The sequence below is a fragment of the Sphingobacterium sp. HSC-15S19 genome (assembly GCF_050433745.1).
GTDB classification, from domain to species: Bacteria; Bacteroidota; Bacteroidia; order Sphingobacteriales; family Sphingobacteriaceae; genus Sphingobacterium; species Sphingobacterium siyangense.
This window is the reverse complement of sequence record NZ_JBNPWQ010000004.1, coordinates 203077-225239: the sequence shown is the minus strand read 5'-3', so window position 1 is coordinate 225239 and position 22163 is coordinate 203077. Positions and strand designations below refer to the sequence as shown.

Genomic DNA, 22163 nt, shown 5'->3' with positions numbered 1-22163 from the left:
TTCTTACTTTCTCGTTTTCTTTGTCAATCGAATAGCATCTTCATGTCCATTGGCTGCCGCCCGTTCAAACCACTCCAGGGCAAGATCTTCATTTTCTTCTACCCCATCCCCCATGAGATAACAGTTGGCCAGTTTATATTGTGCGTCAGCATGATCGGCTTCGGCGGCCTTCATAAGCCATTCGACACCGTCTTGAAGGTCCATCGGTACGCCATCTCCTTCCAGCAGTTGCACCGCAACAAAGTAAGTGGCATACACATTCCCTTGCTGCGCTACTTCCATAAAATACCCATAGGCGGCTGCTTTATCGATCTCGGTACCTATTCCAAAATAATAACAACGGGCCAATCGGTAGCTCGCCTGCTGATTTCCTCGCTCCGCAGCTTGAGTATAATATCCAAATGCTTTTGTCGGCTGCGCTTCCACGCCGATACCAAATTCATAACACATGCCAATCCCCTCCGTCAGATAGCCAAGTTGTTCGGCACGCGTGTAGTAATCAAAGCCTTTGTCGTATTCTTCCCGCTGATCATAGTCGAAGAAAAAGTAGTCGCCAAGCAGCAAGAGTGCCTCAGCTACATTTTTTTGTGCGGCCTCTTCCAAAAGCTGAAGACCATGTGCTACATCCTGTTGCACCAAACCGGTCAAATAGTATCGTCCCAATACGTAAATTGCATAAGGAAACCCCAGATCGGCAGCTTTCTTAATGTTTTCCTGTGCTTTAAATGTATCTTGGTTCAATCCATAACCATACTCATAACAGAGACCCAGATCTGTCAAAGCCTGTACATGATTTCGTTCAGCAGCCTGTTGGTATAAAGCAATCATCCGGTCCAGATTTATCTCCGTACCTATGCCCCCCCGGTAACATCGCGCCAGTTCATATATACTATTTAGCTCCTGCATCCCGGCTCCGGTTTCAAAGGCGGTAAAAGCTGCTTTCGGTTGGGGAGCTCCGGACTGGTGATAATCATTTTCCAAATAAATACCTTTTAAATAATAGGCATAGGGATAGCCAATATCTGCCGCACGCGAGAAATAATCAAAGGCCAATTTATAATCCGGTTCGGATTTTAATTCAGCAGCTAAACCCATTTCAGTCACCGCAGTAGCGTTATTATATACTGCCGCTTCCTCGAAGTAAGGCAATGCAGCGGCCAAATCTGGTTCCTCTCCATGGATACCATATTTTAGGTACCTACCAACCTGATATAAAGCTTGTGGCAGTTTATCTTTTGCGGCATCCTGATAATAATCAAAGGCGGCTTTGTAATCCGGAGCCAAACCCTCGTAACCAGATTCGAGCATATTGCCTAGGCGCAACTTCGCGTAAGCAATATTTTTTTCCGCCATTGCGCTGAAGCGCTGGAATGCTGATGTTTCATTCTTTGGGAGGAACTGACCTTCGAGGAGGATTTCAGCAAGTTCAACCTGCGCTTCCACATAATTATCTTTCTCGTCGAGCAGATGCAATAAAGATAATCCCTTTTCGATGTCCTGCAGCGCGTTCTGATAGAGATAGAGACAAGCAAGACGATAGCCCGCATAATTATTATTATAATCATATGCTTTCTGGAGATACCACAGCGGTTCTTCGAAATCCTGTTTTTCCAGACGGTCATTGCCTAATACCTGAAGTTTGATAAGTGCTATTTGCACCGCAGCATCCATCATTCCGTATTCAAACAGCTCTTGATATTCCGGTATAAGAAGCTCCTGTTCAATTAAGGAAGTCGCCTCCGCACGTTTTATTTCATTCAGCACAAATCTGCAGTAACGAGATTCAGCCATCGCAATACCCTCTTCCAGGGTTTCCAGGCGTTTGCCCCTATCCTCTTTACGCGCATAGTAAAATTGTAGCGCCTCATAATAATGACGCAGTAGTTTCCGCTCCGGAGACTGCTTGAGCACCTGTATACGGTCAAAGACTTCTTCGTATTTATCGGTCCAGACATCGATATGGGCAGCATAAGCTATTCCCCAGCGATCTCCGCCCAACGCGAGCTCATCCAGTTCGACCTTGGCGCTATCGCGGTCGATAGCAGCCAGCATGCCTAAATAATTGTAGTATAAATAAAGAGGTCTTGCCCATTCAACACCAGCATCGATGCCCCTCTTCAAATAAAGGGAAGCTTTTTCTTTATCCACCACATGTCGGCGGCATAAAATATGCTGTAAGCCAAGCTCCACCCATGCGTGAGGATTGATTGCAGCATAGCGCTCCAATATTGTCCTTATTTTATCAATAAAAAAGGAATAATCCTCTTCGTTCAGATATACGTTTGCTGCAAAATCAGTTCCTTTTTCAAATAATGCATCATAAAGTGCAGCCGCACTGGGTTGCTGCAAGTTGTGCTCAAAATAAATCAGGACATCAAGCCATATATCGGGCGTAATGCGTTTCGAAAGGTCAACTGTCAATTGATGTTCAGCCGATTGCAATGCGGCAACTTTAATAGAATATTCTTCACTTAACTTCATATATCATCGTATGTACTACTTGTAAAACATGCTTTTTATACTCTTCAGGCGCCAAAAAGCAACAAAAACTTTGCCACTGTACCATACAGTCAATTCTGCTTATATAATGCAACTATATTGCTTTTAAAATCTTTTTCCCTATATTTGTTGCAACTTAATTGCAATATATTAATTGGAATACCATATGTATTGCACGAATTACGCTTTACGAATCGAATCCACATAGATGAATAGGTATATCATTTTTTCACTTATCGCAGCACAACAGCTATTTTTCCCATGTTATGGACAGGAGAAGAGCATCGAGCTTGAAGAAGTTAAAGTAGGCGGGCGACGTTATCACCGCGCAGCAGAGGGCGCATTATCGATTCAGCTATTGACTGCCGACTCTATCCAAAAATACCAGGAGGGAAGTTTAATGCAGACATTAAGCCGGCTTCCCGGTGTCAGTGCCATCGGCATAGGCGCCAATCAATCTAAACCCCAGATTAGAGGGCTCGGATTTAATCGTGTAGCCACGGTAGAAAATGGCATTAAACATGAAGGTCAGCAGTGGGGATTGGATCATGGGCTGGAAATCGATCAATTCAGTGTGGGAAGTGCCGAGGTACTTAAGGGGGCCAGCTCATTTCTCTATGGCTCAGATGCTATTGGGGGTGTGGTTCGGTTAGCACCGCCACCGGAACTACAGAAGACAGGTTTTAAAGGGCAGTTTAACCTATTGACAAAGTCAAACAACGCGACTTTTGGCGGATCGCTACAAGCACAGGGTAGAAAGGGGAATTGGGTATTTGGAGGCGGATTCACGCACCTTCAATATGGCGATTACCGAGTACCCATAGATACTGTCTATGTCTACAATTATGCGGTACGCCTGAAAGATCGGCATGTTCGCAACACAGCAGGACGAGAAACACATTTTCAACTACGTGGTGGATATCTATCGGATCGTTTTTCTTCGATTTTCTACCTGAGTAATTATCATACAAAGTTTGGCTTCTTTGCCAATGCGCATGGCTTGGAACCACGGGGCGTAGACACGGCATTCTATGATAGATCCAGTCGTGACATTGGTTTCCCTAGCCAGACGGTCAATCACCTGAAGCTTATTAACCGCAACTTTATCGATCTGGATAAGCATAAGCTTTGGATAGACCTGGGTTATCAGAAAAACTACCGGCAAGAATACAACAATTACACCGCGCATGGTTATATGCCACCTGTTTATCCAAAAGATATGACTATCCCCATCAATTTGGAAAGGTTATATGACAAACAGGTCTATAGTATCACTGTAAAAGATCAATTTGAGTTGGCCACACATCGACTTACCATTGGCGCAAATGGAGAGTATCAGGATAACCGTATCAATGGTTGGAGCTTTCTCATCCCAACTTTTCGCCAAAAGGCAATGGGCCTATTCGTTTACGATCAATACAAGCTCGCGGACGAAACCATGCTATATGGGGCATTGCGTTACGATTACAGCCATATTCAAACCTCACCTTATCAGGATTGGTTCGAATCACAGCTGGAAGATAATCAGTCGGGCAGAATAGTCCGGGCTTCGGCGCTCAGTCGCCGTTTCAATAGCCTGGTTTGGTCTATAGGAGCGGCACATCAATTCGGAGATCTAAAAACAAAAATCAATGTAGGAAAGAGTTTCAGGGCTCCTATTGCACAGGAGCTCGGTGCTAATGGTGTCAACTATCACTACTTCAGTTATGAAAAAGGTAATCAATCCCTGTCGCCCGAACAATCCTATCAACTGGATTTATCATTGACCTGGAGTCCTAGAAAAGTCTTTGCTGCCTTTACACCATTCTTTAATTACTTTTCCAATTATATCTATCTCAATCCTACGTCGAGCTACGATCAATATTATGGTGCCGGCAATCAAATCTTTGAATATATGGAAAGTCGTGTTCGCCGTTATGGAGCAGAATTGAAGCTCAGCTATCAGCCTCTGAAACAATGGAAAGTAGAATTATTGGGTGAATATGTTCGATCGGAACAACTATCGGGTGCAAAGAAAGGATATACACTTCCTTTCTCTCCGGCACCTTCAGCTTTGATGGACATCAGCTGGACAGCAAAAAATGGCAAACATTTTAAAGAGACCTACCTTTCCGTCGATTGCAAATGGACAGCAGCGCAATATCATGTTGTTCCACCAGAAGAGTCCACAGCAGATTATCAAGTCTTCAACTTCCGGGCAGGAACACAACTTCAGTTTTCGGGATCTGTCCTTCAATTACGCTTACAGGTTCAAAATCTCTTTGACAAGAAATATATGGATCATACCAGCTTTTATAGGCTGATCTCTTTGCCTGAACAGGGAAGGAATTTTATGCTATCCATTGGAGTTCCTTTTGGAAAACTATCCCGATCATAACATGAATTACAACGAATGAAGAATAAAATAAGATTCAATTAAAGATTACAGCTTTAAATAAGCTTTTGCTTCCAATAACCACCCGTTGAGCAGTATGCGATGAGCACAGCAAACCGTGTACAACAGCAAAGCGAATGAATAATCGAGCAAAGCGAACATATAAATATCGCTTAATACATACACGAATGAATAAAATTTATAGATGAAAACACTTCAAAAATACACACTTATTACAGTGTTACTTGCCATGACTGTTGCCTGTAAAAAAGATAAGGAAAGCATTGATACCGAAAAACCGACCATCGCCATCGATTCGGAAACGGCTTTCCCAAAACAATGCAGCACAATTAAACGAGGCACAAGTTTTACTTTCCGCAGTAAGCTATCTGATAATGTCGCGCTCGGGAGCTATAGCATCGACGTACACCATAATTTTGACCATCATTCGCATAGTACAGAAATCGGCGAATGCACAATTGAAGCGATCAAAACTCCCATCAAGCCCTTTACTTTGGTCAAGACAGTTAATATTCCGGGGCAACCACAGCAATATGATGCCGAATTAAAAATCGATGTGCCAGCAGATATCGATCCCGGTAATTATCATTTTATGATTCAGGTGACTGACCTGGCGGGATGGAGCAGCCAGAAGGGGATCAGCATCCGTATACTCGAGTAATACCATACCTATTTATCAACTCAATTTAATTAAATCCATTTTACATGAAAACTAGAAACATTCGCTTCTTCTTCCTGTTAAGTACAATTCTTTTCGGTTTTTTATCATCCTGTAAGAAAGATAACGAGGAAATTCCAGCACTTGCAAAACCCCAGATAGGCAAACTTGAAATCGGCAGTGGCAATAACAAAACTGTCCAAGCGGGATCAGATCTTCATCTTGAAGGTGATATTGTTGCCGAAGCACTGATTGCTAAAATCGAAATTGAGGTTCATCAAGAAGGTGGCGGTCAGTATAAGTTTACAAAAGCCTATACAGATGGAAAATACATTGGCGTGAAAAATGCGACATTTCATGAACACATTGATGTTCCCGCTGATGCTCCCGCCGGGGCATATCATTTTCATTTTACGGTAACCGACAAAGCCGGAAATGCGACTACAGCTGAATCACCGTTGACTATACAAGGTTCAGATGCCAAAGTTGCTTATAAGCTTGTATTTACAGAAGTAGCCGGCGAAGCCCATGGTGACCACTTCCATGATCTTGCCGACAAAGAAAAGGTAGAGCCAATTGCTATCAGCTTCGATGAGAAGGGGACAGCATTGGCTGGAGGACATGCTCACCTCAATCCCGCAGGTATCTATAAAATTGAATTAAAACAATTTGATGCTTCTTCAAAAGAAATCCAGGGACAATACATCAGCAATAAAGCAACTGCAGACTACTACAAAGCATTCCTTACGGGTGGTTCTTTCGTTTTAAATCCGAATAGCAGTACAGGAAATGGTGCAATCTTTCAAACGAAAGAAACGAACTACGGTGATGGCACTGCAGTAAACGGAGCAACGGAGACGACAGGGATTATCACTTATTTTACGGCAGGAAAAGACAATGAAGGCGAGAAAAATGTATTCTTTGTACTTCGCAAGTTTAACGATGCCAGCACAAAGGCAAAAGTTACCCGTACGGACTGGAACTTATCGGATTATGCCACTAAGTTTGCTGGTCAAGACCTCATAAAACTATCTTTTGAACTCCACGCAGAGGAAGGAGAAGATTAGTTAGCGCGATAAACTCAGCCTACCTGCCCAAAAGAACCTTCATGATTTCGCCGCTATGAGTGCGTGTAAAATCATGAAGGTTTTATTTGTACAGAAATATCGCTTGGTCCCTTACCTTCGTCAGCACATTTCCCTGTGGATCGAGTATCAGCTTCCACTCCTCTTTGCCATTTTTCACTTCAAACGCATAAATCACTTTCTGTTCGGCGGTAATCTTTTTTGCGTCTTCAATGCGATAGCCCGGAAAATCTCTTTTCACCCGGTTCAGCACACTCTTTGGTAGTTCTCTTTTGTTGATTTCAGTTTTATACCGCAAAAGTTTTCCGTTATGCTGAAACCAAGCTTCTTGGTCAATGCCAAATAGGCCCGTTTCAAACTCAGCTTCATAAACATTCCCCTTCAATTCCCAATCTACTTTTTTGGCTTTTGGAAATTTCTGTTGGAAACTATTCACCACGACAGCGGGAACTTGACTTTGTGGTATATCTTGAGCAATAGCTCCTGTTGTTGTCAGTGCAAGTACGAAAGCACTCCAGATTAATTTACAGTTCATGATTCTATTTTTTAGTGTACTACAAAGTAAAAAAGCGAATCTGTAAAGATTTGGGAACACATGCCTGCTCCTCCTATATTTTCTAAGGGAACATATTAAGCTGAAAGCTATGCTGATTATTTTCATAACGGTAGACGATTACAAAACCATAGAGATGACAGATGGCCTGCACAATGGCCAGTCCCAAGCCAGTACCTTTGGATGCTGCATCTGACCTATAAAAACGGGTGAATACCAGCTTAGCATCCAACGCTGCATGTGTACTCGTATTGGACACCGTAAGCCCTTTGTTCGTTATATGGATACTCACCTCACCGCCTAATCTATTGTGGAACAAAGCATTTCGCAGGAGATTTGACACCACTATATTTGCCAAAGCACTATCCATTTGTACACTCAGCTGATCTTCTTGCACGACATTGATTTTTATCTGTTTAAATTCAGCAATAGCCTCAAACTCCGTTACAATATTCAGCACAAGCGTATTGAACGAAAGATCCTCATTGTGCAAAAATTGTTTATTCTCAATTTTACTCAACAGCAACAAGGATTTATTGAGGCGCACAAGCCGCTCGGCAGTAGCTAATACTGCTGCGACAGTCTCTGACTGTTCTTGGTTCAACCCCTCTGTTTCCGCCATGATTTCCAATTTGTTGATCATAATAGCCAACGGTGTCTGTAATTCATGAGAAGCATTGCCAATAAACTGTTTTTGCTGTTCATAGCTTTCTTCGTTATGGCGAATTAAGGTAGCCACAGCAAGCTTTAAGTCTTTAAATTCCTGGATCTGCGTATCCATAGTAGGCTTCTCCTTGGTTTTGCCTAAACGAAACCGTGTCAACTGATCCAAGAAAGTATATAATGGTCCCCATAAACGTTCTATGACGACTTTATTGATGGATACGATACTGATGACCAACAAAACAAATAAAATAACAACAGAATAAAAGAGATTCTTGATTAGATCGCTCTCTTCGATCATCGAATTGATGATCGAAAGTTCATAATAATGTCCTTGATGTTCAAATGCTGTCGTCAACATTCGAACTGGTTCCAGTTCCGGCTCGGGATCATCATCGTCCTGCATATACAACATGGTGTCCTTATAAACATTTTGCATCTTAAGAGCTTGTTCTTCGGAGATCTGGCGCACCTTATAGTTATTTATCCCAAACTCTAAATCTGGAGCTACGGTAGGATTGCTGGAAAGTTCCTGGATAATGAGCCGTTTTTGGTTTTCGAGTTCTTCGTCGATATTATCGTGGATCACCTCCAGCATAAATAGATAGAACACTGTTGACCAAAGGGCGATGACCACCAACACGGAGATAGAAAGATACTTTAGTGTTTGGTTGGCTAATCTCATTTTTCGACGAGTTTATAACCGATTCCATATACCGCTTCAAAATCCACATCAGCATGACTAGCCAAGAATTTTTTGCGCAAGTTTTTTATCTGTGAATAGATGAAATCAAGATTATCCGCCTGGTCCGTATTATCGCCCCATACATGTTCTGCCAGCGCACTTTTGCTGACCAGTCTATTTTTGTTCAATAAGAAGTAGTTGAGCATATCGAACTCTTTCCGATTTAACGGCACAGGTTCCTGTGCAATAAATAAGCAGCGTTCATTGAGGTCCAACACGATGTTTCCCATTTCCAATGTATGCTTACCTTCCCGTTGTTTCCTTCGTAACACGGCTTTAATCCGTGCATTCAGCTCAGCAATATGAAAGGGTTTTGTCAAATAGTCATCGGCTCCAAGTTCGAGTCCCTTTAGCTTATCGTCCAGAGAATCCTTCGCGGAGATAATGATCACATTATCGGACTTACCTTCATTTTTGAGCTGATCGAGGATCTGCAAACCATTGCCTCCAGGCAGCATGATGTCGAGCAGGATACAATCGTAATCATAAACAGCGACTTTCTCAAAGGCTGATCCATAATCAGCGGCAGTTTCTACCGTATATTCTTCCTTAAGTAAAGATGCCTTCACAATTTCCCTTAAATCCGCTTCGTCTTCAATAACCAATATTTTCATCTTCTTATTTCTATTTAGCGGAAAACTTGTGTAAACAATAGTAATCTGTCCATGCTAAATGACAATTTACATACACAATTGTTTATGACAAAGGTACCTTGAATTTGGGAAAGATTTAGGAATACACTGCTGGCATCCTATTTTAAGCTGACATCCAGGTAAACCGAATGACGTCCGTAAGTTTCATAAAAAGGTTTATAAAGGACATCATCAATGTAAAATTCCAATGTTTCGGGATTCCCTTTAATAGACTTAGCAATATCCTTTGCATCTAAAGTTACTTTACGCCAGTCTTTTCTTGCTGCAGGTTCCTGGGCGGCTAATAGGATTGGCCCATAAAACAGACTCGCCATATTGGGCTGATCCATAACCGGGTCCAAATGAAACTGAAATGGCATTTTGAGGTTGATCACATCCCCATCTTTCCAGGTACGGTTTAAGGTCAGGTAAGTGCCCGGCTCAGCTTTAATTTTTTGATCGACTCCATTTATTGCAACAAAAAATCCCTTTGTTGCCCAGCTTGGCACCCGCACATGAAGTTCAAATTTGCCATTCCCCCGTATGGTCAACGCTGTTTGATCCGCTTTCGGAAAACTGGTTTGTTGCTCGACGCTGATTCCCCGTTCCGTCCAATGTAAGGTAGAAGGAATATAGAGATTGACATACAGCGCCTGATCATCCTTGCTCCTAAAATAGATCGTATTCTGCAATTTGGTACTGCTTTCAATAGCCGTACCATTACAGCAGGTAAAGCCTTTCATATCAGCATTTCCAAACTGCTTGATAGATCCCGCGCGTAGAGGCACATGATACGTATTTGCTGGACTATTTTCTGCAACAGACGCTAAGATATGATTGTATAATCCACGTTCATAATAATCCATCAACTCTGCGCGCTGATCGAACATAAACAGGTCACTTGTCAATTTCAACATGTTATAGGTTGCGCAGGTTTCGTTCTGCCCGCCTGCAGAAAATCCATTTTCATATAATGTCGCCGGCTCGCTAATAAAGCATTCGGCATTGGCCGGATTTCTGGCCCCAGCCACACCACCGATACTATACATATAATCGTTGGTGGCCTTATACCAAAAGTTGTCCGCAATTTTATAATATTGGGGCTCATTGGATACCCGGTATAACTCCATACTGCCCACAATTTGAGGAATATGCTGATTGGCATGTAACCCCCTAAAAGTATCTACATTTTTGGCCAGTCCATGCGTATGCGCTGCATTGCCGTAGAACATATCAATATTGTCAAATAAGCGGGCGGTTTTTAAATAGTTCTCTTCACCCGTTATACGATATAACCTTGCCATCACTTCATTCATTCCACCAAATTCACCTGCGATATACGTATTCCACATCTTGATTAATGTCTCTGTTGGGACTTTATTTAAACGTGTATACACCCAATTGCCCATTCCCTGCGCGATCTCCAATGCTTTTTTATTTCCACTTACCTCATAAACATCCATCAGGCCGGCCAAGATCTTATGCAGGGTATAATAAGGTGCCCAAACCTGGTTCTTCTGCCCGCCATATTTTGCGCCATGTTCAAGCATAATAAACTGATCCGGAGGATAGGCACTGATAAAGCCAGTACCCCAGTTCCAATAATCTGTACGGATTCCTTCGTCACTCAGGTCAGAATCATAAGCTGATTTACCGGGGCCATAAGGTACCGCAGCAGGATCCGCAATAGAAGCCTGCCCCGCTGGTCTCGGTGTACCCGACAACTTTGACAAGGAATAAAGCACGTTGACCATGGTATCCATCTTCCCCAAAAATTTTGACTGGAGTGCCTTATCATAGCCTGTACTCGCATAAGCTTGTGCAATTGCCGTCAGGTAATGTCCTGTAGCATGACCGCGCAGCTTGATATCCTGGCTGTCCCATACCTCCAAAGGTTGCGCACCGATCGGTTGTTTTTGCCCAAACGCGTGTCGAAACATATAGAGGAATGAATTGGGATCCGATTTTGCCAATGTATCAATGAATTTATTGCGATTTTCAATAAACTTCGTTTGATGCTGCTTTACATCCGTATTAAGGGAAACCTGATCCAAGTGAAATGCGTCCAATTTTAAGCTAGGCATCTTGGACTTTACCTTCCCTTTGACTGTAATGATGGCTTTGGGTTTCAGATCTGTCCCGGGAACACGCCCCGTGACGGTGTAAGCTGTTTGCTGCGCGACGGCACTATTGTCGATTGGCGCAGGCCACAACACACGCACTTTTGGTCCCACCATACCGTCTTTATATGTACCGACGACATAACTCGGCAATCGAGGCAGCTCGCCTATCGCTGTTTCTACGGTGACATCTGCAACCCCTGTTAAGAAGGCATTATAAAGCGCTGCTTTATTCATTGGAAATCGCGGTAGGTCATCCTCAGCCTTACCTTTAGAAGCAACATCTTCACGCACACCCTTCAACGCATTTCTATACACCATGCCGATCTGGTTTTGATTCAGTGGCACACGATAAATGCGAAAATCATGCAACAGTGCATTTAAACTTACATGTCCACCCAACAGGGATTTTCCAATGTATAGTGTCCTCTTACTACCTGTCTGTCCAAAAACCTCGGTCAGCTCCTGTGGGATGTCTTTAACCTCTCCAGCCGGCATACCATCCAAATATGTTTGCATGGTCCCCGTAGCAATATCAACCACAATGGCCAAGTGCACCCATTTGTTTAAAGGCACAGCCGAAGAGACTGCATTTTTTACTTCGGCCTTCTTTTGGGCGATTATCCCCATATAGCCATTTTGTAGCGCTGTACCTGTTGGTGTTCCAGCAAAATGCCTGGTGATGTCCTGTCCAAAGTCGAATAAATACTGGCCAGACTGCGCTGCTCGTAAATATATCCAACCTGTAATGCTGATCGACTCGAGATCAGCGAGTACTTGCGCTGGAAGTACGACAAAATCGTCCTTTCCTCCAGCGAGAGAAAGCACCTTTGTAAATTGCTTATCTGATACAAATGAAGCTTTTGTGCCCTGGAATTTACCATGTAGTCCATTGCGCGACCAATCCTTAAAATCCCCATCAAAGACATAGCGGGCCACCATTCCTGTCTCCCCGATACCATCTAAGATCTGATCCCCACCCTGTGCCACAGCTACAGCTGTCATTTTGATAAAAATTGTGAGAATTGCTGCAAAATATATCGTATATCTTTTCATATCGCTATCTTTTATTCGCTAATGATTTATTGTTTAAAGATCACCCTCTAGCCCGGTGAAAGCTATTACCGTATCCTTTTCCTTGATTGTCTTCAACAGAAGACGAACAAGAAGAAAAGCAATCCCTATTAATAAGCTTCCAATTAATAAGCTTCCAAAATCGAAGAATATTTTCTGTATTGCTGTCTATTTGACATTTATAAAATTAATGACTCTACATTATTATACATAGGTTTATTTTAGCCAATATTCTCCAGATTTTAACTACTGTCCGTCGAGTCTACTGTCGTCCACGGGCCCACAACTCCTGCCGCCCGCCAGAGGTAAAAACGCCAATATGCTACGAAAATGCTTCATGATCCGCGGTTCAATCCGATCGCTCAGCAGATAAGCCAGGGCGAGCATAAGAATGATAACACCTGAAAGGAGCAGGTATTTATTCAGATACAGATACAGGTGATTAAAAATAATAAAGCCGATGTTTTGATGGATTAAATACAGCGGATAGGTCAACATGCCAATTTTAACAAATCCGGACGAATTGATCGCCTGGAGCTTTTTACAGGAAACCAGTAACATGAGCAGGTAAAACACAACGATGGTCGCACCAATAATATAAGGTGAAAAGTCACTGTGAAAAGTGCGTTCCAGCCAATGAATACGCCCCACAGCACCATCGATGGAAATGTACAAACACCAAGGTAAAGCGACAAAATGCTGGATTTTTGGTCCATGCAGAAAAATCTGGCAGAATATAATTCCCGCAATAAAATACGCACTCCAGTCGAGTAAAAAAAACTCATGGATTGCGTCATAAATTTCTGAAGGCCCAACAAAAAAGCGTAGGCTGGACAATAGCAACCAAAAATAAACCAAGTAATCCAAGCTTATTTTTTTAAATCGATTCAGAATTAGAAACAAAGCGATGATCAGGTAAAACTTCAACTCCACATAAAGTGACCAATAAGCGCCATCGACATCCCCTTGTCCCCATAGTTTTTGCACCATGGTCAGATTGGCCAATAGTTGTGTAAATGTGACATGATAACGCGGTGCGCCCCACAAATAAGAAACGATAAAAGTCAACAGCAAACAAATCCAATACATCGGATACAAACGCTTGAAGCGGGAATAACAGAACTTCCGCAGTGAAAGATGTTTGATGGAAAAAGCAATCACAAAACCACTAATGATAAAAAATAAGTCTACGCCCAGGTAGCCGTATTTAAAATATTCTCCGACGCCATCGAAACCCAATAGCGACATATTTCCGGCTGCATACCCCCGATATAAATAATGATATAATACGACGGCAGATGCTGCAATAAAACGAAACAGATCGATTTGGTAAATTCTTTTGGACTCAGACATTTGGCTGTAAATATAATCAATTATCTTCCCTGTTTGTCCAGCATGGTTTTATATTCGTGAAGTTCATTGTATTTAATAGTTTTTTTTATTTTTACTGTTTTATTGAAACAAACTAGCCATGCATCGTTTAACCACCCTATTATTTTTTACCATATTGTTCTTCACCCATCATGCATATTCCCAAAACACTGGCTGGGACAAGGTAGATAAGCAGCTATCGGAGGCAAGTAACGATTCGACCCGAATATTGGCGTATTATAAAGTTGCCTCAGAAATTTACCGCAGTAATCCCCAAGAAGCACAGGAAATCGTTTCCAAAGGATTGAGTCTCATCAGTGAAAAGAAATTCGAACCTTTGCAAATTGATTTATTAAATCTACAAGGTGTTATATATCTGAAGTTAAATAACTTTGATGAAAGCATAAAAACACACTTTAAAGTACTCAAAAAGCGGGAAGAACGCAACGACAGGAAAGGGATGATGCTCTCTTTCCTGAATATAGGCAATGTATTCAACAAGAGTTATGACCCCGATCAGGCCTTAAAGTATTACCAGCGTGCACTAGATCTCTCCAAAGAGCTGCGTGATACAAGAAACCGAGCCAATATCTCAACCAATATCGGAAATATATATGCCCAAAATGCATTGAATGGAGGAAAGAAGCAAGATGTAACCAAAGCCATCGATTATTTGGTAAAAACGGTTGAATTCTGCAAAGCAGATGCGCCTGAAGTTGATCTTTTCAATACCTATATTCTATTAAGCTACCTCTATCTCAAGGCAGATAAGCTTGAATGGAGTACCTATTATACCGACCTCGCGATAGACATCACCACCAAGAAAGAAGATCCTGTTGGCGAAAGTTATGCCCGTATCAACCGCGCGAATATTTATGTCAAAGAAAAGCGGTTTGATCTGGCGGCAAAAGAAGTAACCCTTATCAAGCGCATTATCGCCAAAAGCGGTTTCACCAACTTAACGGAAGACCTTCAGGGAGATTTTGACAAGATAGCTAAAGCGATCAAAGCGCAGGATGAACATTTAATTCTCAGCGATCAGGATAGCTCAGATCGCAAATTTCATGAAGATGCAGAAGTCCTCCGCGTAAGGATTCGGGAAGAACTTCGGGAAAAATATGAAAGCGAAAAGAAGGAGCTTGAAAATAAAAATCTGTTATTAAAAAACGCGAATGTAAAGCGTGAAGCCCATTGGATAAAGCTGATCGGGTTATTGACCTTTTTTGTTCTACTAATATTTTTGGTGATGATCATTTTGCTGATCAAAAAGAATAGATTATTACATCAGGAGAAATTGAAAGTAGATGAGCAGGCGACGGAAATCAAGCAGCAACACGCCGAATTGGTCCAGGCAGATCGCTTTCGGGCCAGTATCTTTTCTGTCGTGTCGCATGATTTGCGAAGCCCTTTATCTTCATTTCAGGCCTTACTCTCCGTTTCAAAAATCGTTGACCTACCAGCGCATGAAATTAAAAGTATGTTGATCACTATTGGCAATCAGCTTACTGCTGTATCCAAAATGCTCGATAGTTTGCTTGTATGGTCTTCACAACAAATGGCTAATGAGAAGCTTGACATACAGGAAATCTTTCCCTATCAAATTATTAAAGACTGCGAGAATCTTTTTATGGATCGAATAAACTTGAAAAAGTTATATATAAACATCAAAATTTCTCCAAACTTATCCATCCATAGTGATCTTAAACGATTTGAATTTATCATTCGAAATATTTTTAACAACGCCATCAAGTTTAGCTTTAGTGGTAAAGCCATTATTTTTGAACAACATGAAACCGATAGCAAAATCCTTATTTCAATAACAGATCAGGGCGTAGGCATGGATGAAACAAAAATTAGGGCACTGAAAGGTATGCAACAGCAACATAGTCTTGATGGGACCCTCGAGGAAAAAGGAAATGGTATAGGTTTGATGTTATGTCACGAATTTGCAAACCGAATAAAATGTTCTATAACGATTGAAAGTCGTATTGGATTCGGGAGTACTTTCACGATCCATATTCCAAGATAAACAAAGTTTTTCCTTAAGATCGACTAAAAAAAAGAACCCTAGGGTCTATATTAATTATAAATTAATGATTTTATATTTGATGTAAGAATGCGAGATTTCGCATTGGGCTATATTATAATACATTCTAACCTTTTACATCATGAGAAAATTCATACTTATTTTATTTATTGCGACCTCATTTACCTTTATACGCTGTGGGTCTAATGAAAATGCTGTCTTCCAGGAAGATGATATGCTCACTGAGACATCTTGGCTTCGCAAAGACATGGATGCAGAAATTATTTACGGTGGAGGTGATAATTATCTTCGGATTAACTTCAAAAAAAGTAATAATTATGAAATTGTGCAGCTAAAGGGAGAACGTATTACTGGTCTTAAAGAGGAAGGTACGTATGCCCTCACCGACAATAAAGATCTTGTGATTACTACAACAAAAAATCAGCAAAAGCTATCCCTACGTTATGTGCTGGTAAACGATAGGACACTAAACCGGGTTAATGAAAAAGGGGAAGTACTCAGCAATGCCTATGAAGCTTATATAAAGCAATAAAGAGAGAGCAATTTATGATTTTATAATCCGTTTCAAATACTCTCCATACCCCGATTTACAGAGCGGGGCTGAAATTTTTAGCAATTGTTGTCCATCAATATAGCCCATTCTGTAAGCGACCTCTTCAATTGCTCCTATTTTCATCCCTTGCCGCTCCTCAATCACTTGTACAAACTGTCCTGCCTGCATGAGCGACTGTATCGTTCCTGTATCCAGCCAAGCTGTACCACGATCAAAAATACCGACCTTCAATTTACCACGGCGAAGGTACTCTTTATTGATATCTGTGATCTCCAGTTCACCGCGAGCAGAAGGCTCTATGTTCTTGGCGATAGTAACCACTTCGTTGTCATAAAAATAAACTCCGGGCACAGCGTAATTCGACTTTGGCGATTGTGGCTTTTCCTCAATCGAAATAACATTATTTGTTTCATCAAATTCGACCACACCATAACGCTCCGGATCCTGTACAGGATATGCAAAAACAACCCCACCATCTGGATCAGCACAAGACTGTAAAAGATTGGACAAACCTGAGCCATAAAAAATATTGTCACCCAAAATAAGAGCGACCTTATCATCGCCAATAAATTCCTCCCCCAATAAAAATGCTTGCGCCAATCCGTCGGGACTTGGTTGCTCTTTATATTCAAATCGACACCCCAATTGTGACCCATCGCCCAGTAATTTCCTAAAATTCGGAAGATCCTGAGGCGTCGATATAATCAAAATCTCACGTATCCCGGCCAGCATCAAGGTTGACAGCGGGTAATAGATCATCGGCTTATCATATACAGGCATCAGCTGTTTGCTTACTGCCAACGTAAGTGGATGTAGTCGTGTTCCTGAGCCTCCTGCCAATATAATTCCTTTCATAGTACTCATATTTTGATTATTCTTAATTTTTAAATTCTTCGGCTAGCATTTTAGCCAGACTTATCTCCCAACGGGGTACCTCAACTGCAAAAATAGCCTTGATCTTCGACTTATCGAGTAAGGAATACTTTGGCCTGCGCGCAGGTGTCGGGTAGGCACTTGTGGGAATCGGTTTTACTTCACAATCGAACGAACGGAAATCACGTATCGCTACAGCAAAGTCGTACCAAGAAATCTCACCTTCATTGCTATAATGATAAATACCGCCCTCCCATTTAGAAGAATCCACTATTTTTACGATTGCCAAGGCCAGATCCTTCGCATAGGTAGGGCTTCCAATTTGATCGTTAATGACACCTACTTCCTTACGCTCATCCATTAAACGACACATGGTCTTAACAAAATTTTTGCCGTAGGTGGAATAAACCCAAGAGGTACGTATGATGATGGCGTCGGGGCACCATTTCTGAATTGCCTGTTCTCCCGCCAGTTTCGTTTGACCATATACATTGATGGGGGCAGTTTCGGCAGTTTCTGTTAAAGCAGCAGCCGAAGATCCATCAAAAACATAATCTGTCGAAATAGTGATTAGACGTGTACCATGCAGATGACAGTATTGTGCGATCTCTTCGCAAGCTACGTGGTTCACCAAATCAGCATTTACCTGATCCTCCTCAGCCTTATCCACAGCCGTATAAGCTCCCGCGTGGATAATAAGATCCGGCTCATACATTGCCAAAATTTGCTGTATGATTTGAATTTGATCCAATGGTAATTGTTTTCGATCCAGAAAATAACACTCCTTTTCGATATTATCCAGCAAAAGATCTTTTAGCTCTGAGCCAAGTTGCCCTGAGGCTCCTGTTATAACAATCCGCATCCCGTTTTAAATTAGTTTCGAACGCAACTCTTCAAAGGATTGTGCCTCCTGATCTTTTTGGGAGAGAATCATTCGTTCGCTAGGAATCTGCCAGTCCACGGCCAAATCCAGATCCAATGGATTTACCCCATCTTCCGACTCTTTATGATAGTTGTTATCACATTTATAGAAAAAGACCGCATGTTCGGACAATACAGAAAAGCCATGCAAAAAGCCTCTAGGCACAAATAATTGTTTTTTATTTTCAGCAGAAAGTTCAATGCCAATATATTGTCCAAAGGTAGGTGATCCTGGACGAACATCAACAGCGACATCCCATACGCTACCTTCCACAACACGGACCAATTTTGCCTGTGCATGCTCTCCAACTTGCATATGCAAGCCACGCACCACACCAAACTGTGATTTGGATTGATTATCCTGCACAAAGTGTGGTGTATAACCGAGAATCGCCTTTAGTTTCGTTTCATTAAATGATTCAAAAAAATAACCTCTTTCATCTTCAAATACGGTCGGTTCGAGTATAAAGCAGCCTTTGAGTTTAGTTTCCGTATACGTCATTCTTATGCATCTTTGTATTGCTTGTTGTAATAGTTTTGATAATCGCCAGAGGTCACATGCGCCAACCACTCCTGATTGGATAAGAACCAGTCTATTGTCCGTGACAAACCTTCTTCAAAAGTTACGGAAGGCTTCCAGCCCAACTCCTTATTGATCTTCGTTGCATCAATTGCATAACGCAAATCATGGCCTGGTCGGTCCTTAACAAAAGTAATCAATTGTGCCGAAGAGCCTTTTTCACGCCCCAGTTTCTCATCCATTTGTTTGCACAGCTCCTTGATCAGGTCTATATTTTGCCACTCATTAAATCCACCAACATTATAGGAGCCCCCATTTTTACCTTCATGAAAAACAAGATCGATTGCTTTTGCATGATCAATGACATATAACCAATCGCGGGTGTATTTTCCATCACCATAAACAGGCAGCGGTTTATGATTTAAAATATTATGAATGCATAACGGAATCAATTTCTCGGGGAAATGATTCGGCCCATAATTGTTGGAGCAATTTGTCAAAACAATGGGCAAGCCGTAGGTATCGTGGTAAGCCCGCACAAAATGATCAGAACTTGCTTTGGAAGCTGAATACGGTGAGTGCGGATCATATTTTGTTTCTTCCGTAAAAAAACCCGTATCACCGAGCGCGCCAAACACCTCATCTGTTGACACGTGATGAAAACGTTTTCCTTCCAAATTATCCTTCCAGATTATCCGGGCGGCGTTCAATAAATTGACCGTTCCAATTACGTTGGTCATGACGAAAGCCATTGGGTCGACAATTGAGCGGTCGACATGGGACTCCGCCGCCAAATGGATAATACCATCGGGCTGATATTCTTGAAAAATTGCCGAGACAACCTGTTGATCGGTAATATCCGCCTTAACAAAGGTATAATTAGACAAATGTTCGATATCTTTTAAATTCTCCAAATTACCAGCATAGGTCAAAGCGTCCAGATTAACAATCTGATATTCGGGATACTTTAACACAAACTCACGTACCACATGTGAGCCAATAAAGCCAGCCCCACCCGTAATTAAAATTGTTTTATTCATATATTAACTATAGACTCGTTTAGACCATTGGTCTACGAATGATGAATGCATCAAATAATTCGCTAAAATACAAAAAAAACCTTCCATAAGAAGGCCTTTCATTTCTTTATATTGTTAATTATATAAAAACTTTTCTGCTTATAATACATTCTTTACTAAATAATAAACTGGCACCTCTGCCGGCGCCTCATCCAGCATTTCTATTTCTTCCTTCCCCTCCTGTGTATCCAACACCTCATATTCTGAATTTTGAGATTTAAACTCTGGTACAATCTGCTTCATTCCGGCAACAAGCGCCATAAAATCTGGCAATTGTTTATCCGCATCCAAAATCTGCTGGCAAATCGAATTAATACGCTCTGCCTTAAGCGACAATTCATCATGATTCACTTTTGCGATCATAATCTTTGGATGGTGGGTCTTCACCGTATTCTCATTATTTGCCAACAATTCCTCATAAATTTTCTCACCCGGACGTAATCCAACAATTTTAATATCAATATCTTCCGGGTAGCGATAACCTTTCAATTTGATCATGCGTTTTGCCAGATCAATAATCTTAACAGATTTTCCCATATCGAATACAAAGATCTCACCTCCCTTACCCATTACGCCAGCCTCTTGCACCAATTGACATGCTTCGGGTATGGTCATAAAGAAACGCGTGATTTCAGGATGGGTCAGGGTCAGCGGACCACCATCAGCCATCTGTTTCTCAAAGAGCGGAATAACCGAACCGTTTGAACCCAGTACATTTCCAAAACGTGTAATGATAAAACTGGTAGTTGATTTACCACTGCAGCTACTGACATAGATTTCAGCCATGCGTTTTGTTGCCCCCATGACATTCGTTGGATTTACAGCTTTATCCGTCGATACCATCACCATCTTTTTAGTGCCATAGTGCATACAAAGATCAGCCACATTTTTGCTACCCAATACATTTGTCTGAATAGACTCGTACGGGTTTGCCTCCATTAAAGGAACGTGCTTATAAGCAGCAGCATGAAATACCAAATCGGGCGTGTATTGCGCAAATATCCGCTGCATAAAGGCATAGTTACGCACATCACCTACCACGCAGTGCATCTGCTCAGGTTGTGTCGCCTTGATCGATTGTTGAATATCATATAGCGCCGACTCGGCTTGATCTAACAAAATCAAGGTCTTATAGTGACGTCTGGCAATTTGGCGGGCCAGCTCCGAACCGATAGATCCAGCAGCACCAGTAACCAGGATAACTTTTCCTTGCATCTCTTCTTCGATCTCGGGGTGATCCAATTTGATTGGCTTGCGTCCCAATAAATCTTCAATCTTCAAAGGCCTGATTTCACGTTTGGCCCCAGAATTAAGTAAAATCCGGGCCGAAGGCATAATCTTCAATTCCAGTCCAATATTTTGGAACCAATCCGACACATATTCCAAACGCTCGGGATCATTATTTTCAACCGCGATGATCACCTGAGTAATTTGGTATTTTTCAACATATTCCTTTGTTATTTCAGTAATATCTTTAATCTTTAATCCCGCCAATCGCTTACCAATTCGTGATATCTTATCTTCCACAAAAGCGACAACCTGATATTTCGTCCTCGGATCCTCTTTCAATAGGGAGAAAGATACAAGCCCCGGTCTTGAAGCCCCGAAAATCAGCACATTTTCACCTTTCCTGCCAGGTAGAAAAATATATTCATAAATAGTCCGATAGATGACACGTGCACCAACCATGATCACCAGCAAAATTGTGGCCTGCATAGTCAACACACCATAGGACAATCTAAGATAATCTCCGGCCAAAGTTCCTTTGTCAAAAACGGCTTTGATGATGAAGGTTAAAACCATTACGATGAGATAGGCAGACCCTACCGTCTTAAATATTTTAATGGTATCCCGAATGCCTGTCTGCCGAACAATACCTCGAAAGGTATCATAACATAAAAACATCAAAAGATAGACTGGCAATATAACAACAACTTTTTTCAACATCAATGCAATATCAAATACACCCTTGAAGTTGTTGACCACATAATTAGAAAATACGTAGCTTGCAAATACAAACCACATATCAATCATTAAAATGACCCATCTTGGATTGTCCTTTCTCAGGCGCTTTCTTAAATCTCCCAGAGAACCCATCATAGCTTTTTGTCTTAATTAATTAAAATGTTACTGACCGTATCTGCGACAAACGAACACGATCTGATATGGCTTTATTATAATATTTTATATTGGAGATGCAAGATAGTTAAATTTTTACACCTAAAATATTTCTTTGATAAAATATCATTAAAAAAGGACCCTATTCATTCGATCAGTTTATCACCGTGGACTAAGCAACTATTATACCGAAACTGTTACATTGAAAAAAATGAGCATTAAAATAGTATAATTAAGAGTACAGGCTAATAAAAGAA

At 41.5% G+C, this 22163-nt stretch carries 16 protein-coding genes; 5 read left to right on the top strand and 11 right to left on the bottom strand.

Features of this window, described 5'->3' with window-relative positions:
• Window positions 1-3 precede the first annotated feature (3 nt).
• A complete protein-coding gene (locus tag L1283_RS05185; protein ID WP_429625936.1) occupies window positions 4-2481 on the bottom strand; it encodes a tetratricopeptide repeat protein in 2478 nt (825 codons plus the stop codon).
• Between the two features lie 226 nt (window positions 2482-2707).
• Between L1283_RS05185 and L1283_RS05180 the strand changes: the two genes are divergently transcribed.
• From L1283_RS05180 to L1283_RS05170, 3 genes are all read left to right on the top strand, one after another.
• Complete coding sequence (locus tag L1283_RS05180) at window positions 2708-4876, top strand: TonB-dependent receptor (protein ID WP_429625935.1); 2169 nt, start codon at window positions 2708-2710, stop codon at window positions 4874-4876.
• 202 nt (window positions 4877-5078) lie between these two features.
• Complete coding sequence (locus tag L1283_RS05175; protein ID WP_286851614.1) at window positions 5079-5555, top strand: DUF4625 domain-containing protein; 477 nt, start codon at window positions 5079-5081, stop codon at window positions 5553-5555.
• 44 nt (window positions 5556-5599) lie between these two features.
• A complete protein-coding gene (locus L1283_RS05170; RefSeq protein ID WP_313490928.1) occupies window positions 5600-6619 on the top strand; it encodes a DUF4625 domain-containing protein in 1020 nt (339 codons plus the stop codon).
• Window positions 6620-6701: 82 nt separating this feature from the next.
• Here the strand turns inward: L1283_RS05170 and L1283_RS05165 are convergent, their stop codons facing one another.
• The 5 genes from L1283_RS05165 to L1283_RS05145 all read right to left on the bottom strand — a co-directional run bounded on the left by L1283_RS05165 (window position 6702) and on the right by L1283_RS05145 (window position 13777).
• Window positions 6702-7172: a PepSY-like domain-containing protein gene (locus L1283_RS05165; protein WP_429625934.1), complete on the bottom strand. Its 471-nt coding sequence runs from the start codon at window positions 7170-7172 to the stop codon at window positions 6702-6704.
• An 82-nt stretch (window positions 7173-7254) separates the two neighbouring features.
• Window positions 7255-8538 (bottom strand): sensor histidine kinase, encoded by a 1284-nt coding sequence (locus L1283_RS05160; RefSeq protein WP_429625933.1) that lies wholly within the window; start codon window positions 8536-8538, stop codon window positions 7255-7257.
• The gene (locus tag L1283_RS05155; RefSeq protein WP_313239355.1) at window positions 8535-9212 is read right to left on the bottom strand and encodes a response regulator transcription factor; all 678 of its coding nucleotides are present in this window, start codon (window positions 9210-9212) and stop codon (window positions 8535-8537) included. Before L1283_RS05155 ends, L1283_RS05160 begins: the two co-directional genes overlap by 4 nt.
• Window positions 9213-9349: 137 nt before the next feature.
• Window positions 9350-12406, bottom strand: a complete 3057-nt coding sequence (locus tag L1283_RS05150; RefSeq protein WP_429625932.1) for a beta-L-arabinofuranosidase domain-containing protein — start codon at window positions 12404-12406, stop codon at window positions 9350-9352.
• A 264-nt stretch (window positions 12407-12670) separates the two neighbouring features.
• Window positions 12671-13777, bottom strand: a complete 1107-nt coding sequence (locus L1283_RS05145; protein WP_429625931.1) for an acyltransferase family protein — start codon at window positions 13775-13777, stop codon at window positions 12671-12673.
• 118 nt (window positions 13778-13895) lie between these two features.
• Here L1283_RS05145 and L1283_RS05140 point away from each other — a divergent pair, with 118 nt between their 5' ends.
• A complete protein-coding gene (locus L1283_RS05140) occupies window positions 13896-15824 on the top strand; it encodes a tetratricopeptide repeat-containing sensor histidine kinase (RefSeq protein WP_313239352.1) in 1929 nt (642 codons plus the stop codon).
• A gap of 139 nt (window positions 15825-15963) precedes the next feature.
• Complete coding sequence (locus L1283_RS05135; RefSeq protein ID WP_286851618.1) at window positions 15964-16374, top strand: hypothetical protein; 411 nt, start codon at window positions 15964-15966, stop codon at window positions 16372-16374.
• 12 nt (window positions 16375-16386) lie between these two features.
• On the opposite strand, the gene rfbA is transcribed toward L1283_RS05135, so the two are convergent.
• From rfbA to L1283_RS05110, 5 genes are all read right to left on the bottom strand, one after another.
• Window positions 16387-17250, bottom strand: coding sequence for a glucose-1-phosphate thymidylyltransferase RfbA (gene rfbA / locus L1283_RS05130; RefSeq protein ID WP_286727806.1), 864 nt, complete (start codon window positions 17248-17250; stop codon window positions 16387-16389).
• A gap of 22 nt (window positions 17251-17272) precedes the next feature.
• Window positions 17273-18130 (bottom strand): dTDP-4-dehydrorhamnose reductase, encoded by an 858-nt coding sequence (gene rfbD, locus L1283_RS05125; protein ID WP_380943445.1) that lies wholly within the window; start codon window positions 18128-18130, stop codon window positions 17273-17275.
• Between the two features lie 6 nt (window positions 18131-18136).
• Complete coding sequence (rfbC, locus tag L1283_RS05120; RefSeq protein WP_313239348.1) at window positions 18137-18691, bottom strand: dTDP-4-dehydrorhamnose 3,5-epimerase; 555 nt, start codon at window positions 18689-18691, stop codon at window positions 18137-18139.
• A gap of 2 nt (window positions 18692-18693) precedes the next feature.
• The gene (gene rfbB / locus L1283_RS05115) at window positions 18694-19749 is read right to left on the bottom strand and encodes a dTDP-glucose 4,6-dehydratase (RefSeq protein WP_312905988.1); all 1056 of its coding nucleotides are present in this window, start codon (window positions 19747-19749) and stop codon (window positions 18694-18696) included.
• A gap of 138 nt (window positions 19750-19887) precedes the next feature.
• Window positions 19888-21888: a polysaccharide biosynthesis protein gene (locus tag L1283_RS05110; RefSeq protein ID WP_429625930.1), complete on the bottom strand. Its 2001-nt coding sequence runs from the start codon at window positions 21886-21888 to the stop codon at window positions 19888-19890.
• Window positions 21889-22163 lie beyond the last annotated feature (275 nt).